This window comes from uncultured Oscillibacter sp. (genome assembly GCF_950073225.1).
Lineage (GTDB): Bacteria > Bacillota > Clostridia > Oscillospirales > Oscillospiraceae > Oscillibacter.
Genome location: NZ_CATMPS010000005.1, coordinates 25,089 through 41,636 on the forward strand (window position 1 = coordinate 25,089; position 16,548 = coordinate 41,636).

14 protein-coding genes are annotated in these 16,548 nt (G+C 63.0%); 2 read left to right on the plus strand and 12 right to left on the minus strand.

Annotation, left to right across the window (positions count from 1 at the left end):
• The 6 genes from udp to Q1M04_RS04525 all read right to left on the minus strand — a co-directional run bounded on the left by udp (position 1) and on the right by Q1M04_RS04525 (position 8,989).
• A complete protein-coding gene (gene udp, locus Q1M04_RS04500) occupies positions 1–774 on the minus strand; it encodes a uridine phosphorylase (RefSeq protein WP_293281202.1) in 774 nt (257 codons plus the stop codon).
• A 146-nt stretch (positions 775–920) separates the two neighbouring features.
• The gene (locus Q1M04_RS04505) at positions 921–3,308 is read right to left on the minus strand and encodes an endonuclease MutS2 (protein ID WP_297997361.1); all 2,388 of its coding nucleotides are present in this window, start codon (positions 3,306–3,308) and stop codon (positions 921–923) included.
• A gap of 90 nt (positions 3,309–3,398) precedes the next feature.
• Positions 3,399–4,145: a DNA repair protein RecO gene (gene recO / locus Q1M04_RS04510; RefSeq protein ID WP_297997359.1), complete on the minus strand. Its 747-nt coding sequence runs from the start codon at positions 4,143–4,145 to the stop codon at positions 3,399–3,401.
• Positions 4,146–4,387: 242 nt separating this feature from the next.
• Entirely contained in the window at positions 4,388–5,284 is an 897-nt protein-coding gene (gene era, locus Q1M04_RS04515) for a GTPase Era (RefSeq protein WP_297997357.1), read from the minus strand.
• 71 nt (positions 5,285–5,355) lie between these two features.
• Positions 5,356–8,184, minus strand: a complete 2,829-nt coding sequence (uvrA, locus tag Q1M04_RS04520; protein WP_297294046.1) for an excinuclease ABC subunit UvrA — start codon at positions 8,182–8,184, stop codon at positions 5,356–5,358.
• 586 nt (positions 8,185–8,770) lie between these two features.
• Positions 8,771–8,989, minus strand: a complete 219-nt coding sequence (locus Q1M04_RS04525; protein ID WP_295757460.1) for a helix-turn-helix domain-containing protein — start codon at positions 8,987–8,989, stop codon at positions 8,771–8,773.
• Positions 8,990–9,057: 68 nt separating this feature from the next.
• On the opposite strand from Q1M04_RS04525, the gene Q1M04_RS04530 reads away from it, so the two are divergent.
• Entirely contained in the window at positions 9,058–9,312 is a 255-nt protein-coding gene (locus Q1M04_RS04530) for a hypothetical protein (protein ID WP_297997355.1), read from the plus strand.
• Here Q1M04_RS04530 and ybaK read toward each other — a convergent pair.
• The 6 genes from ybaK to radC form a co-directional block, all read right to left on the minus strand.
• Positions 9,271–9,768, minus strand: a complete 498-nt coding sequence (gene ybaK / locus Q1M04_RS04535; protein ID WP_297997353.1) for a Cys-tRNA(Pro) deacylase — start codon at positions 9,766–9,768, stop codon at positions 9,271–9,273. The two genes, Q1M04_RS04530 and ybaK, sit on opposite strands and share 42 nt — an antisense overlap.
• Positions 9,769–9,771: 3 nt before the next feature.
• Positions 9,772–10,644, minus strand: coding sequence for a DMT family transporter (locus Q1M04_RS04540; RefSeq protein WP_297997351.1), 873 nt, complete (start codon positions 10,642–10,644; stop codon positions 9,772–9,774).
• On the minus strand, positions 10,645–11,025 hold the full coding sequence (locus Q1M04_RS04545; RefSeq protein ID WP_297997349.1) for an MmcQ/YjbR family DNA-binding protein: 381 nt from the start codon (positions 11,023–11,025) through the stop codon (positions 10,645–10,647).
• Positions 11,022–11,579: a flavodoxin domain-containing protein gene (locus Q1M04_RS04550; RefSeq protein ID WP_297294050.1), complete on the minus strand. Its 558-nt coding sequence runs from the start codon at positions 11,577–11,579 to the stop codon at positions 11,022–11,024. The genes Q1M04_RS04545 and Q1M04_RS04550 overlap by 4 nt, the downstream gene beginning before the upstream one ends.
• Positions 11,580–11,597: 18 nt before the next feature.
• Positions 11,598–13,568: an excinuclease ABC subunit UvrB gene (gene uvrB / locus Q1M04_RS04555; protein ID WP_297997347.1), complete on the minus strand. Its 1,971-nt coding sequence runs from the start codon at positions 13,566–13,568 to the stop codon at positions 11,598–11,600.
• Between the two features lie 109 nt (positions 13,569–13,677).
• Positions 13,678–14,352 (minus strand): RadC family protein, encoded by a 675-nt coding sequence (gene radC, locus Q1M04_RS04560; RefSeq protein ID WP_297300716.1) that lies wholly within the window; start codon positions 14,350–14,352, stop codon positions 13,678–13,680.
• A 455-nt stretch (positions 14,353–14,807) separates the two neighbouring features.
• Here radC and Q1M04_RS04565 point away from each other — a divergent pair, with 455 nt between their 5' ends.
• On the plus strand, positions 14,808–16,466 hold the full coding sequence (locus tag Q1M04_RS04565; protein WP_297294052.1) for a ribonuclease J: 1,659 nt from the start codon (positions 14,808–14,810) through the stop codon (positions 16,464–16,466).
• Positions 16,467–16,548: the final 82 nt, after the last annotated feature.

Below are 16,548 nucleotides of genomic sequence, written 5' to 3' on the forward strand. Positions count from 1 at the left end.
TTACTTTTTCGCGGCCCGGTCCGCCTCGATCTGGAGCTTCAGGGCCTCCACCGCCACCCGGACGGAGGTAGAGGTGTCCTCGCTCATCTTCTGGTCCAGGCCCGCGGCCTCCCGCTCCTGGTTCCAGACCACATGGAAGCAGCTGCCGCAGCGGCAGCCCAGGGCGGCGGCCACCACGAAGAGCGCGGCGCTTTCCATCTCGCTGGCCTTCACCCCCAGGCGCTTCCAGCTCTCCCACTTCTGCTGGAGCTCGTAGTACACCGGGGAGGCAGCGGGGTCGTGCTGGCCGTAGAAGCTGTCCTTGCACTGGACGATGCCGGTGTGGAGAGGATAGCCCAGGGCCTTAGTGGCCCGAACCAGGCAGTCCACGATGCCGAAGTCCGCCACGGCGGGGAACTCCAAGGGGGCGTATTCCAGGCTGGTGTGCTCAAACCGGACGGCGCCGGTGGCCACCACGATGTCCCCGGACTGGACGTTTACGTCGATGCCGCCGCAGGTGCCCGTGCGGATGAAGGTGTCCGCGCCGCACTTGTGGAGCTCCTCCATGGCGATGGAGGCGGAGGGCCCGCCGATGCCGGTGGAGCAGGCCGTCACCTTCTCCCCCAGCAGCGTGCCGGTCCAGACGTTGTACTCCCGGTTATAGGCCACCTGCTTCGCGTCGTCAAAGTAGGCGGCAATGGCGGGGACCCGGCCGGGATCGCCGGGGAGAATGCAGTAGCGGCCGATGTCGCCGGCGGTACAGGCAATATGAAATTGTTTTTCCAATTTTTGCATAACAACCACCTCTATTGTGATATTGTAGAAACAGTATAGCAAATATTGGTTGACTTTGCAACAATGTGACGGAATGTTTTTCAAGGGTCCACCTATTTCAGGCGGACCCTTGCAGACTTTTTGATTATATAGCTACTTTATGAAACTCACTTCATCATCACCACCGTAACCCCGCTCTCACCCTCGCCATAGACCCCCAGGCGGAAGCTCTTCACCGCCTTGCTCCGGCGGAGGATGTCGTGGACGGCCTTGCGGAGGGCCCCGGTGCCCTTGCCGTGGATGATGGTGACGGTTTCCAGCTTGCCCATGACGGCGGCGGACAGGAAGCCCTCCACCACGCTCTCCGCCTCCAGAGTTTCCATCCCCCGGATGTCCAGCTCCCGGCTGGCGGCGGCCCGGAGGGTCCGGGTCCCCCCGGAGCGGACGGGGGTCTTGGGCTTCCGGGCGGCGCGCTCGTCGTCCTCGATCAGCCGGACCTCCTCCGCCTTGGCTTTCATTTTCAGCACCCCCGCCTTCAATTGCAGGGTGCCGTCCTTCCCCACGGAAATCACCTCGGCGGGCTGGCGCACGCCGGGGAACTCCACCAGGTCGCCCTTTTGAATGGGGCGGCTGGGCTTGGGGATGGGCTCGGGGCGGTCCTTCTCCAAGCGGAGGCGGTCCTCCGCCTGGTGGAGCCCCGCCCGGATGGCGGCCTGGGCGTCGTTGATGTTCTGGGCGGAATCCGCCGCGGCCTGCCGCCGCCGGAGCTCCGCCAGCTCATTGAACGTCTGGTCCGCCGCCGCTTTCGCGTCCCGGAGGATGCGCTTGGCCTCCGCCTCGCCCCGGCTCCGGGCGTTTTCCTTGGCCCGCTCCATCTGCTCCCGGAATTCCCGGGCCTTGCGGGCATCCTCCTCCCGCTGGCGGAAGAGGCGGTCCGACTCCGCGTCCCGCTTTTCCAGGGCCTGGCGCTTGGCCTCCAGCTGGGTCAGCACGTCCTCAAACCGGACGCTGTCCCCGCTCATTTGGGTCTGGGCGGCTTCAATGACCTCCTCGGGAAGCCCCAGCCGCCGGGAGATGGCGAAGGCGTTGGACTTGCCGGGGATGCCGATGAGGAGCCGGTAGGTGGGGCTCAGGGTTTCCACGTTGAACTCGCAGGAGGCGTTCTCCACCCCGGCGGTGGTCATGGCAAAGGTTTTCAGCTCCGCGTAGTGGGTGGTAGCGGCGATTTTCGCCCCGGCGGAGCGGACGTGCTGGATAACGGCGATGGCCAGGGCCGCGCCCTCCACCGGGTCCGTGCCCGCCCCCAGCTCGTCGAAGAGGATGAGGCTCTTCCCGTCCGCCTCCTTTAGAATCCCCACGATGTTGGTCATGTGGGCGGAGAAGGTGGACAGGCTCTGCTCAATGCTCTGCTCGTCGCCAATGTCCGCCAGCACCCGGTCGTAGACCGCCACGGCGCTGCGGTCCGCCGCCGGAATGTGGAGGCCGCACTGGGTCATGAGGGTCAAGAGGCCCAGGGTTTTCAGGGACACGGTCTTGCCGCCGGTGTTGGGGCCGGTGATCACCAGGGTGTCAAAGGCCTCCCCCAGCTCTAAATCGATGGGTACCGCCGTCTTGGGGTCCAGCAGGGGGTGCCGGGCCTTCCGCAGGTGAATGGCCCCGTCCCGGCGAATCTCCGGCCGCACGCCGTCCATCTTATAGCTGAGCTCTCCCCGGGCAAAGATCAAATCCAGGTGGACCAGGGTGTCATAATCCCACTGGATATCCTCCCGGTGGGCGGCGGCCTCGGCGGAGAGCTCCGCCAGGATGCGCTCAATCTCCTTCTGCTCCTTGGCCTCCAGCTCCACGTACTCGTTGTTGGCCTGGACCACCCCCATGGGCTCCACGAATACCGTGGCTCCGGAAGAGGAGATGTCGTGAACCAGGCCGGGGAGGTTCCCCTTCTGCTCCGCCTTCACGGGCACCACGAAACGCCCGTCCCGCTGGGTGATGATGGTCTCCTGAAGCACCTTGGCGTAGCTGGGGGAGGAGATGATCCGCTGGAGAATCTGGCGGCTTTTGGCCTGGGCGGCCCGCATGTGGCGGCGGATGTCCGCCAGCTCCGGGGAAGCCGCGTCGGCGATGGTGTCCTCGTCGGGAATGCAGCGCTTGATCTTGTCCTCCAGGAAGCGGTTGCCGTGGAGGGAGAGAAACAGGTGGTCGATGGCGGTTTTTTCCGCCGCGTCGTCATTAAAGTACTCCTTGGCCCGCCGGGCGGCGGTGAGCAGGTCCGCGATCCGCAGCAGCTCCCGGGTGTTCAGGCTGCCCCCCCGGTCCGCCCGGTCCAGGGCCTCTCCCACCGGCTTCACGCCGGAGAAGGAGGGGGCCCCCCGCCGGCCGATCATCTGCCGGGCGGCGTCGGTCTGGTCCAGGAGGCGCAGGACCTCCTCCACTTCCGTCTCCGGGGAGACCCGGAGAGCCCGCTCCTTGGCCTCGGCGCTGACGGCCGCGCCGGACAGCAGTTGCAGCACCCGGGGCAGCTCCAGGGTGCGGAGGGATTTTTCAAACAGCTCGCTCATAGAAATTCCTCCTGTCAAGGGAATCCGCTTTCGCTCCCTTCCGGCGCAAAGCTCCCCGCTCCAGGGCAGCGGGGCCGGAAGGAATCCGTCTCATATCATGCTTTTGTAAAAGTCCAGCGTTCCGAAGCCCCGCTCCAGCTGAGCGTAGAGGAAGGCTTCCGCCGCCGCCGTCAGGCGGCCCAGGGCCTCCTCCCCCAGGCGGAAGGAATACAGCCGCTTGGGGTCCCCATAGACGATATGCCGCAGGGCCGCCAGGGAGTCCCGGCAAAGAGGCCGCCCGCCTCCCCCGCCGCAGTCCCGGCAGCGGAGCACCCCCTGGACCGTGTCCAGCACCGGCTCCGCCGGGTCTTCCCTTCCGCAGAGGGCGCAGGCGTCCGCCAGGGGCTCATAGCCCGCAAGGCACAGAAGCCGCAGCTCAAAGGCGGGCTTCACCAGGGCGGGGGGCTTGTGTAAAGCGGAAAGGGCATACAGCCCGTTGAGGAGGTGCCGCAGCAGCTCCGGGGCGGGCACGGCCTCCGGGCAGACGGCCTCCGTCAGCTCCGCCATGTAGCAGCCCAGGGCCAGGGCCGTCAGGTCGCCCCGGAGGCCGTCAAACAAATCCAGGGTGGACGCGTCGCTGGCGTAGTGCCAGTCCTTGCGCTGGTACAGGGTCCACTCGGCGTAGGCCAGGGGCTGGGCGGCGGCGGCAAATTTGCAGTTTTTCCGCCGGGCCCCCCGGGCGATGACCCCGATTTTCCCCGCCTCCCAGGTCAGGAGGGTCAGGATTTTATCCGTCTCCTTGGTCTCCGTCTCCCGCAGGACCACGCCGCGGTCCACGGCATAGGGCGTTCCCGCCACGGCGGCCTCCCTCCTTTATGTACGGAGAGGAATCATCTCTCCGTTTATGACAAAAAGTTATCGGTTTCGCCCTCCGCCGACCGATAGAGCATATAGGCCAGGGGCTCGCCGGTGAGGCAGAACAGCTCCCAGAGGGGCGCGGGTTCCATATGGTCCATGTCGCAGGCCTCCTTTTGGGAATAGTCTGCGATTGCTGTCGAAAAGGATACGTGGAAAGTTCCGGTCAATCTGGAATGAAAATTTTAGTCCTCCCGGTAGCCCAGGCTGCGGACGTAGTTCACGTTGTCCCGCCAGTTCTCCTTGACCTTCACCCAGGTTTCCAGGTAAATCTGGGTGCCCATGAATTTCTCCATGTCGTGCCGGGCCAGAGAGCTGATTTTTTTCAGCATGGCCCCCTGCTTTCCAATGATAATGCCCTTGTGGCTGGCCTTTTCGCAGTAGATGGTGGCCCCCACGTCCACAACGCCGGAGTCCCGTTCGGAAAATTTCGTGATTTCCACGGCGGTGCCGTGGGGGATCTCCTTGTCCAGGCAGAGGAGCAGCTTCTCCCGGAGCAGCTCTCCCATGACCTGCCGCTCCGGCTGGTCGGAGGTCTGCCCGTCGGGGAAGAGCTGGGGCCCCTCCTGGGCGTATTTCCCCAGCTCCGCCATCAGCTCCTCCAGGCCATCGCCGGTGCGGGCGGAAATGGGGATGATGGCGTCGAAGCCGTCCCAGGCCTCGCTGTAGGCGGCGATGACGGGGAGGAGCTCCGCGGGCTCCACGGTGTCGATTTTGTTGACGGCCAGGATGCAGTGGAGTCCTTCCTCCCGCACCCGGTCGATGAGGGCCTTTTCCGGCCCGCCCACATGGGGGATGGGCTCCACCAGGAGCAGGGCGCAGTCCACGTCGGAGAGGCTGGCGGTGACGACCTTGACCATGTAGTCCCCCAGGGCGGACTTGGGCCGGTGGAGGCCCGGGGTGTCCAGGAGGATGAACTGGGTGTCCTCCCGGTTGACCACGCCGTAGATGCGGTTCCGGGTGGTCTGGGCCTTGTTGGAGACGATGGCGATTTTCTCCCCCACCAGGGCGTTGGTCAGGCTGGACTTGCCCACGTTGGGCCGTCCGCAGACGGTGATCATGGCGGTTTTTTGAATGTTCATAGGTGATCCTCAACTTTCTTTGAGCAATATTACTTTTTAAAAGTGTTTTTATAACCGTGGTCCGGCTTTTTTTACCGCACCAGGACCTTTTTGAGATACTGCCCGGTATACGATTCCTTACAGGCGGCCACACTCTCCGGCGTGCCGGTGCAGACGATGTTTCCCCCGCCGTCGCCCCCCTCGGGGCCCAGATCGATGATCCAGTCGGCGGACTTGATAACGTCCAGGTTGTGCTCGATGACCACCACCGTGTTTCCGCTGTCCACCAGCCGCTGGAGGACCTCCAGGAGCTTGCGCACATCGTCGGTGTGAAGGCCCGTGGTGGGCTCGTCCAGAATATAGATGGTTTTTCCGGTGGCCTGCTTGGAAAGCTCCGTGGCCAGCTTTACCCGCTGGGCCTCGCCGCCGGAGAGCTCCGTGGAGGGCTGGCCCAGCTTCACGTACCCCAGGCCCACGTCCTGGAGGGTCTGGAGGCGGTTGCGGAGCTTCGGCAGGGGGGCGAAGAACTCCAGCGCCTCGTCCACCGTCATGCCCAGCACCTCGGAGATATTTTTCCCCTTATAATGGACCTCCAGGGTCTCCCGATTGTACCGGCGGCCCTTGCACACCTCGCAGGGGACGAAGATGTCCGGCAGGAAGTGCATCTCGATTTTCAGCACGCCGTCACCGGAGCAGGCCTCGCAGCGTCCTCCCCGGACGTTGAAGCTGAACCGGCCCGGGCCGTAGCCCCGGCTCTTGGCCTCCTGGGTGGAGGCGTAGAGGTCCCGGATGTCGTTGAAGAGGTTCGTATAGGTGGCGGGGTTGGACCGGGGCGTCCGGCCAATGGGGCTTTGGTCGATGCTGACCACCTTGTCCAGATGCTCCAGGCCGTCGATGCCCGCGCACTTGCCCGGGTGGACCTTCATGCGCATCAGCTCCGCTCCCAGGCGCTTGAACAGCACCTCGTTGACAAGAGAGGACTTGCCGCTGCCGGACACGCCGGTGACCACCGTGAAGGTCCCCAGGGGGAAGTCCACGTCCACCTTGCGGAGGTTGTTCTCCTCCGCCCCCCGGACATGGAGGAATTTCCCGTTTCCGGGACGGCGGACATCTGGAATGGGCACCCGTTTCTTCCCGGAGAGGTATTGGCCCGTCAGGGAATCCGGGTTGGCCATGACCTCCTCCGGCGTGCCCGCCGCCACCACCTGCCCGCCGTGGACGCCCGCGCCGGGGCCGATGTCGATGAGGTAGTCCGCCTCCCGCATGGTGTCCTCGTCGTGCTCCACCACCAGGAGGGTGTTTCCCAGGCTCTGGAGGTTCCGCAGGGTCGCCAGCAGCTTGTCGTTGTCCCGCTGGTGGAGGCCGATGGAGGGCTCGTCCAGGATATACAGCACCCCCATGAGGCTGGAGCCGATCTGGGTTGCCAGGCGGATGCGCTGGCTCTCGCCGCCGGAGAGGGTCCCGGCGGCCCGGCTCAGCGTCAGGTAGCCCAGGCCCACGGATTGGAGGAAGCCCAGGCGGGACTTGATTTCCTTCAAGATCCGATCGGCGATCAAATGCTGCTGCTCCGTCAGCTCCAGCTGCTCCACCCAGGCCAATTCGTCCACCACGGACAAACGGGTCAGGGCGTCGATGTCCTTTTCTCCCACGGTGACCGCCAGGGACTCCTTTTTCAGCCTCCGGCCCTTGCAGGCGGGGCAGGGGCACTCGGTCATCAGCTCCTCCAGCTCCCGCTTGCTGGCGTCGCTCTGAGTCTCCTGATAGCGGCGCTCCACGTTGTTGCAGATGCCCTCGAAGGGCTGGTACAGCACGCCCTTTCCCCGGGGCTGGTCATAGTGGAGCTCCAGCTTCTCCCCCTTGGTGCCGTAGAGGATGATGTCCTTGGCCTCATCGGACAGGGTTTCCCAGGGCTCCTCCAGGGAGAAGCGGTATTTTTTTGACAACGCGTCGAAGTACATCCGGGAGATGCCGTCGGAGCGGATATTTCCCCAGCCGCTGGCCTGGATGGCCCCCTCCAGAATGGACTTTTTCGGCTCCGGGACCACCAGGGACACGTCCACCTTCAACTGGCTGCCCAGGCCCGTACAGGTGGGGCAGGCCCCGAAGGGGTTGTTAAAGGAGAACATCCGGGGGGTCAGCTCCTCGATGGAGACGCCGCAGTCCTCACAGGCGTAGTTCTGGGAGAACATCAGGTCCTGTTCCTCCCGCAGGAGGTTCACCACCACCAGCCCGCCGGAGAGGGCGGAGGCGGTTTCCACGCTGTCCGTCAATCTCTGCTGGATGTCGGGGCGGATAATGAGGCGGTCGATGATGACCTCGATGTTATGCTTTTTATTTTTTTCCAGCTTGATCTCCTCGTCCAGCTCATAGAGGTTCCCGTCGGCCCGGACCCGGACGTAGCCGGAGCGCTTGGCGTCCTCGAAGACCTTGGCGTGCTCGCCCTTTTTGCCCCGGATGACGGGGGCCATCACCTGGATGCGGGTCCCCTCGGGGAGGGAGAGCACCTGGTCAATGATCTGGTCGATGGTCTGCTGGCGGATCACCTTGCCGCACTTGGGGCAGTGGGGGGTGCCCACCCGGGCCCAGAGGAGGCGGAGGTAGTCATAGACCTCGGTGACGGTGCCCACGGTGGACCGGGGGTTTTTCGAGGTGGTTTTCTGGTCGATGGAGATGGCGGGGCTCAGGCCCTCGATGTAGTCCACGTCCGGCTTTTCCATCTGGCCCAGGAACATCCGGGCATAGGAGGACAGGGATTCCACATAGCGCCGCTGGCCCTCGGCGTAGATGGTGTCGAAGGCCAGGGAGGATTTGCCGCTGCCGCTGAGGCCCGTCATGACCACCAGCTTGTCCCTTGGGATGGTCACGTCGATGTTCTTGAGATTGTTGGCGCGGGCGCCTTTTACGATGATTTTATCTTGCATAAGGGGGCTCCTTGTTTTTCCCCCTGCCAGGGGGAGGGTTGTTCTCGCCCTTGCGGGCGGGGCGAATTGGATACCAGCGATGGCTGGTTCATTGCACCCCCCATTTTCTCTTTTTCTTCCAGAAGAAAAAGAGAAAACGGGCCGTGCACGGTCCAAAAGAGAAAAAGAAGGATCGCCCCTGCGGGGGGACGTGGGACGGGGGTCGCGCAAGAGGTGCTTCCTCCGGGTACGCATGCCTTCTGCCCGCGGCGTAGTCTGAGCGGGGGTTTTGGTGGTTATCGAATGGACTCCCTCCTCTTTTCGCTGCCGCTAATCTGGTGGTAGAGGGTGGATGTCCGCCTTTTCCGGGACTACCTTTCTCTCAATAGGACACTGTGGGACCCACCCTTCTATCGGTAGACCATTTCCATAATGGAAATATTCCGGTAGACCGGAAAACTCTCTTTGTGGGGCCTGACCCCCTGGTCAGGCCATTCTCCAGGAACTGCCCTTCTCCCGGTAGGCCATTCCTTCCGGGCCCATCCTTCTCCCGATAGGACACCCTGTAGGGGCGGACCTGTGTGTCCGCCCTCCCCCAGGTTTCCCCCTATCTCTCCTCAGACCGCCCCAGCAGATAATCGGTACTCACTCCAAAATAATCCGCCAGGGTGCATAATGTCAAGGCAGAAATGTTGATTTCTCCATACTCAATTTTCTGATAGTGGCGGAGTGTAACTCCAAGCAATTCTCCCATTTCCCGCTGATATATTCGCCGTTCTTTCCGTAAAGCCTTTAGCCGTACGCCGAAAATTTCCAAAGTATTCATAGAAACTCCTTGACATACGAATTTTAAAGAGGTATAATGACATTATAATAATTCGTGTGGTGATGATTATGGACCCAACCATTCAAAGACTTTTCGACACCTATGGCGAGTCCGTTCTGAAAGAGCTGAACAATTTTCCCCATGGGGAACTGGTCGACCTTTTGAACGCCCTCCCGATTGAGGAACGCCGCCGAATCCACATTTACGATCAGGTCAGTCACTACTATTATCAATGGTCCGCCGCCGCCTTCGCCGCCGGTCTCCATCTGGGCCTTTCCTTTTTAAATAATGATATCCGCCGTTTCCGCCCGGAGAAGGCCTAACAGCGCCCGAGGCTCCACCTCCACCTGGGCGCCGATCTTCCCGGCGGACACGTAGATGGTTTCAAACTCCAGGGCCGTCTGGTGGAAAATGGTGGGATACTGCTTCTTCATGCCCACCGGGCTGCATCCGCCCCGGATGTACCCCGTTACGGCGGTGATATCCTTCACCGGCAGAAGGTCGATGGATTTCTCCCCCGCCGCCTTCGCCGCTTTTTTCAGGTCCAGGCTGTCGGTTGCGGGGATGTCAAAGACGTGGTAGGCTCCGGAGGCCCCCTTTGCCACCAGGGTCTTAAAGGCCCGCTTGGGGTCCTGCCCCAGGGCCTGGGCCACATGGACGCCATAGTCCCGGGTGCCCTCCGGGCCCTCTTCCTCCTCATAGAAATGGGGGATATAGGGGATCTTTTTCTGGTCCAGGATGCGCATTACATTGGTTTTCTCGTCCTTTTTCTTTGCCATGGTTCACCTCAAAATGATCACGCCCGCCAGGACGCAGAGAATCCCCAGGGCCGTCAGCGGCCCCAGGGTCTCGCCAAAGGCCAGCACGCCCGTCAGGGTGGCCGCCACCGGCTCCAGGCTGGCCAGGATGGAGGCTTTCCCCGGTTCTGTCCGGGCAAGGCCCCAGGTATAAAGAAGGTAGGGTATGGCGGTGGAGAACACCGCCAGAGCCAGGGCCGTCCCCCAGAGGCCGGGGTTGCCGCCGAAAGTCCCCGCCAGCTCCGCCGGGCGGATCAGGACTAGGGAGGCGGGGCCCGCGAAGAGGAAGGTCCAGACCGTCACCGTCAGGGGCGGGTAGTGGGCCAGGGCGTAGCGGCCGAAAATGCTGTACAGCGCGTAGAAGAACCCGGACCCCAGGCCCAGGAGGACGCCGGGGATCGTGACGGACAGCCCGCCGCTGAACACGCCGCAGACGCACGCGCAGCCCAGCAGGGTCAGGCCCAGGGCCAGGAGCTTTTTCCCGGTCACCGGCTCCTTCCACAAAACGGCGGACAGAATCACCACGAAGGAGGGGGCGGTGTAGAGCAAAATGGAGGCCGCCGCCAGGGAGCAGAGCTTCTGGCAGGAGAAGTAGCACACGGTGAAAAACACCACGCTGACCACGCCGGTGCCGAGAAAATATTTGAGGTGCCTCCGCTCCACCCGGAAGACGCTCCGGTCCTTCACGGCGAAGAACGCCGCCAGGAGAAGCATTCCCCCCAGGTTCCGCACCACAACGATGGAAAGAGGCGAAAGGCCCGCCGCCATCAGCGTCCGGTTCCATAATCCGATCATGCCCCACAGAGCCGCCGCCGCCAGGATTGCGGCGCTGGCCGGGGCTCTTTTTTGCGTCTCCATCTATTCTCCCAAAATCTCCCGCTGCACATACTTGGGCAGCTTCTTCAAAACCAGCCCGTGGGACTCCGCGCAGAGCTCCCGGAGGGTTTCATCCGGCAGGCCCCCGTCCAAAAGGCAGGCGATCCAGCTGCGCTTGTCGCAGTAGAACCCCGGCAGGATTTCGGGGTGGGCCGCCCGGAGAATTTCGCTCCGGGCGGGCTCGCATTTCAGGTTCACCAGGTCGTGCCCGTTGTACGCCTCGTCCTTCATCCCGCTGGGGGAGCAGACGGCGGCAAAGAGCTTGCCCCGGATCCTATACCGGAACCAGGCCCATTCGGGCTTATAGTCCTTCTCCGCCCCAGGGAGGGACAGAAGGTATTCGTCCAGCCAATCGTATTTCATTTCCCATCCTCCGTCTTTTTCAACAGGGCGATCAAGGGGTTGGCGAAATCCTCGGAGAAGAGATCATAGGACGTGGAAATCATACGAACGAATTCCCGGTCCTGCTCCGACAGTTCCTCTTTTCCCTTAAGACGCCGCTTCATCACGGCGGCAAAGGTTTTCATCAGCGCCCGGTCCAACAGCGGCATCTTTTCGTAGCACAGCCCTCCCGGCATATAAAAATGGGGAATCCGGTCCAGCTCGTCCGCCGTGAAATTTTTCTCCCAGGTCTGCCGCAGCACCATCTCCGCCGCCCCGGCGGGCATCGCGCCTGTGGCAAAGACCATCAGCGCCGCCCCGCTTGACCGCGCGATCGCTTTTGCCCGCTTCAGCCCGTCCACCGTCCCGGCGCGAAATCTTCCGCCAAATACCATGGTTTCATAGGGAGCCGCCGTTTTCGCGGAGACATCCTTCCAATCCATCAGCGTGCCGCCTGCCTCGCGGGCAATCACCCCGGCGTACCGCCGGGTGAAGCCGGTTACGCTTTTGCAGCAAACCAATACCCTGCCGTCCATATTTCGCTCCTTGCCCGCTTATTTCTCCCCCCGCAATTCGATAATCCGGTCCCGCAGAACCGCGGCGTATTCGAATTCCAGCATCTTGCTGGCTTCCTTCATTTCCTTTTCCAGTCGCTTGATCTCCGCGTCCCGCTCCTGCTTCGTCAGCTTGCGGTGGTGGCGGGCCCGGGTGGTCTCGTCCTCGGCGGTGGTGGAGATTTCCAGCACCTCCCGGACCCCCTTGATGATGGTCTTGGGGACGATGCCGTGCTCCTGGTTGAAGCGGTCCTGAATCCCCCGGCGGCGCTCCGTCTCGTCCATGGCCGCCCGCATGGAGGGGGTGATGGTATCCGCGTAGAGGATAACCAGGCCCTCCGCGTTCCGGGCCGCCCGGCCGATGGTCTGAATCAGGGACGTCTCGGACCGGAGGAAGCCCTCCTTGTCCGCGTCCAGCACGGCGACCAGGCTGACCTCGGGAAGGTCCAACCCCTCCCGCAGAAGGTTGATGCCGATGAGCACGTCGAACTTCCCCAGCCGCAGATCCCGGATGATCTCCATCCGCTCGATGGTCTCCACATCGGAGTGCATATAGCGGACCTTGATGCCGGCGTTTTTGAAATACTCCGTCAGGTCCTCCGCCATTTTTTTCGTCAGCGTGGTCACCAACACCCGCTCGTCCCTGGCCGCCCGAGCGCTGATCTCCTCCATCAAATCGTCGATCTGCCCGGTGACGGGCCGGACCTCCACCTGGGGGTCCAGCAGTCCCGTGGGGCGGATCACCTGCTCCACCACCTGGTCCGCCCGCCCCCGCTCATAGGGGCCGGGGGTGGCGGAGACAAAGACAGCCTGTCCAATGCGGCCCTCGAACTCCTCGAACTTCAACGGCCGGTTGTCATAGGCGCAGGGGAGGCGGAAGCCGTATTTCACCAGGGAGTCCTTCCGGGCGTGGTCCCCGTTGTACATGGCCCGGACCTGGGGCAGCGTGACGTGGCTCTCGTCCACAAACAGCACGAAGTCGTCGGGGAAGAAGTCCAGCAGCGTCATGGGGGCGGAGCCCTGGGGCCGCTCGGAGATGATGCGGGAGTAGTTCTCAATGCCGGAGCAATACCCCAGCTCCGCCATCATCTCCATGTCGTATTCCGTCCGCTGGCGGATGCGCTGGGCCTCCACCAGCTGGTTGTTCTCCGTAAAGGCCTGGACCTGCTCCTCCATCTCCCGGCGGATTTCCCCGATGGCCCGATCCATCTTGTCCTTGGTGGTGACATAGTGGCTGGCGGGGTAGATGGCAATGTGGTTCAGCACCCGGTTCACAGAGCCGGTGATGGGGTTGAACTCGCTGACCCGCTCGATCTCGTCCCCGAAGAACTCCACCCGGATGGCCTTGTCCTTGTAATAGGCGGGGTAAATCTCCACCGTGTCCCCCCGGACCCGGAACATGTTCCGCTCAAAGGCGATGTCGTTTCGCTCATAGCGGATCTCCACCAGCCGCCGGAGGAGCTCGTCCCGGTCCCATTCCGCCCCCGCCCGGAGGGAGACCACCATCTTGGCGAAGTCATCGGGCTCCCCCAAGCCGTAGATGCAGGAGACGGAGGAAACCACGATGACGTCCCGCCGCTCCAGCAGGGCGCAGGTGGCGGAGAGGCGGAGGCGGTCAATCTCGTCGTTGGTGGAGGCGTCCTTGGCGATATAGGTGTCCGTGTGGGGAATATAGGCCTCCGGCTGGTAGTAATCGTAGTAGGACACAAAGTACTCCACGGCGTTGTTCGGGAAAAACTCCTTGAACTCCGCGCAGAGCTGGGCCGCCAGGGTCTTGTTGTGGGCCAGCACCAAGGTGGGCCGCTGGACGGCCTCGATCACCTTGGCCATGGTGAAGGTCTTGCCGGAGCCGGTGACGCCCAGGAGGACCTGCTCCTTCAGCCCGCTCTCGATGCCCGCCGCCAGGGCGGCGACGGCCTCCGGCTGGTCGCCGGAGGGCTGGTATTCGGATACGACTTGAAACTTTGGCATGAGGACCTCCTGCCGGTGGGATTTCAGTGAAGCGATCGGATGTTATCTTACCACAAAGCCCGCCGGATTACAACGTTTGTTCGATATATTTTTCAAAAGCAGGACCCGCTTACCCCAAGTAGCCCGACTCGGAGAAGGACACATACTCACCGTCCGCCACGATGATGTGATCCTCCAGCCGCACGTCTATAGACTCCAGCGCCGCCTTGGCCCGAAGGGTGGCCCCCTGGTCCGCCTGGGAGGGCAGGGCCACGCCGCTGGGGTGGTTGTGGGCCAGAATGACGGAGCTGGCGCAGAAGGTGATGGCGTTCTGCACAATCTGGCGGATGTCCAGGTTCACCGCCGAGGCGCTGCCCTCCCCCAGGCGGCGGCAGGCCAGCAGCTTTCCCTTTCCGTCCAGGCAGATCTCATACACCGCCTCGTTCCGCTCCCGGGAGAAAAGCTCCAGAAGATATTGCCCCACCCGAGCCCGGGTGTTCAGCGCCAGCTCCCGCTCCAGGTCCGTCAGGCGGGCCCTCTGGGCGATTTGGGGAACCAGGCGCAGCAGCACCGCCGTCTGCGTTCCAACGCCCTTCACCTGGGCCAGCAGCTCCACAGGCGCGGAGAACACGCCGGAAAGGCTTCCAAACCGGTCCATCAGGGCATGCGCCAAGGGATTCACATCCCCTCTGGGGATGGCGTAATAGAGCAGCAGCTCCAGGGCCTCGTGGTCCGCGAAGCCGTTCAGCTCATTTTTCAAAAAGCGCTTCCGCATCCGGTCCCGGTGCCCGTCGTGGACGCCCATAAACGCACCTCCCCTGTAAGCTCCGCCCCTCCGCCGGCGGCGGCGGAATCTGAGCGCGGCATTTGGAGAATATGATAGCATATTTTCCAGGAGCCGTCAATCTTCCGGCGGATTTCGAAAAGTTTTTGTATACAAACGGGTTTTCCTGTGCTATACTATATCGAGTTGACGTTCCGGCGGCCCGTTCAGGGCGCCCGGGGCGGTTCCGCCGGGGCGGGTCCCCGGCGCTGATATCGGTATTTTTCCAGGGCGGGACGCGCTTCCCGGCTGGTCAAATAATATAGGGCTTTTCAAGCTCAAAGCGGCTTTCATATTCGGTTGCGACAGGACGCTGCCAAACCTCCGCCGGCGTAACGGGGCCGGGCGGACAGAGGGCGTCTCTTCTTTGCTGTGCCCAGACGCCGGATACAGGACCGCGGTACATCTTTTTATATTGGTAAGGAGTTCTACAATCTATGGCAGAAAAACTGAAAATTATCCCTCTGGGCGGCCTGAATGAAATCGGCAAAAACATGACCGCCTATGAGTACGGCGGGGAAATCATCGTGGTAGACTGCGGTATGGCCTTCCCCGGGGACGACATGTACGGCATCGACTGCATCATCCCCGACGTGACCTACCTCATCAAAAACCGCGCCCGCATCCGGGGCCTGTTCATCACCCACGGCCACGAGGATCATGTGGGGGCCATTCCCTACGTCCTCAAGCAGGTAAACATGCCCATCTACTGCACCCGGTTTACCGCGGGCCTCATCCAGCTGAAGCTGGAGGAGCACGGCCTGGTCAAGAGCACCAAGCTCATCACCGTGGAGCCGGGCAAGTCCGTCCGGGCGGGGAAATTCACCGTGGAGTTCATCCATGTGAACCACTCCATCGCCGACTCCGTGGCCTTCGCCATCCACACCCATATGGGCACCGTGGTCCACACGGGAGACTTTAAAATCGATTCCACCCCCATCGACGGGGAGGTCATCGACCTGGCCCGGCTGGGCGAGCTGGGCAAGGAAGGGGTCCTGGCCCTCTGCGCCGACTCCACCAACGTAGAGCGCCCGGGCTACACCCTCAGCGAACGGGCCGTGGGCCAGACCTTCATGCGCCAGTTCCAGGGCTGCGAGGAGCGGATCATCGTCACCACCTTCGCCTCCAACGTCCACCGCGTCCAGCAGGTGCTGGACGCCGCCGCCGCCCACGGGCGGAAGGTGGCCGTCACGGGCCGGTCCATGGAGAACATCATGCGGGTGTCCACAGAGCTGGGCTATATGAAGGTGCCCAAGAACACCCTGGTGGACATCAATAAAATCAAGAGCCTGCCGAAAAACAAACAGGTCATTGTCACCACCGGCTCCCAGGGCGAGGAGATGAGCGCCCTGTACCGCATGGCCTTCTCCACCCACAAGCAGGTGGAAGTCGGCCCCGGGGACAAGGTGATCATCTCCGCCTCCGCCATCCCCGGCAACGAGGTGACGGTGAGCCGGGTCATCAACGAGCTGTTCCGCAAGGGCGTCCATGTGGTCTATGACAAGGCCGACATGCTCCACGTCTCCGGCCACGCCTGCCAGGAGGAGCTGAAGATCATCCACGCCCTCACCCGGCCCCGGTTCTTCATCCCCCTCCACGGCGAGCAGCGGATGCTCCAGATCCACAGCCAGGTGGCCCAGCAGATGGGCCTGGACCGGAACCACATCGCCATCGCGGAAAACGGAAGCGTCATTGAGCTGACGGCCAAGACGCTGAAAGCCGGCGGCGCGGTGCCCGCCGGGGAGGTCTACGTGGACGGCTCCGGCGTGGGCGACGTGGGCGCCGTGGTCATGCGGGACCGCAAGCGCCTGGCCGAGGACGGCATGGTCGTCGTGGTCCTGCCCACCTCCAGCCACGACGGCGGCCTGCTGAGCCCGCCGGAGATCGTCACCCGGGGCTTCATCTACGTGAAGGAGTCCGGGGATTTGATGAAGGAGCTTCAGGGCATCGCCATGGACGCGGCGGAGTCCGTCACCCGCAAGCGCGGGCGGGACGACGGGGAGCTCCGGGGCGTGGTGAAGTCCGCCGTCAGCAGCTACCTGTTCAAAACGACAAAGCGCAGCCCCATGGTCATTCCCGTTGTGACGAGGCTGTGAGCGGAACAGGGCCGGCTCCCTTCGCAAAGGGGACGGTCCGCGGGGCGGACTGGGAGTTTCCCGCTTGTGGAAACCGCCGTAC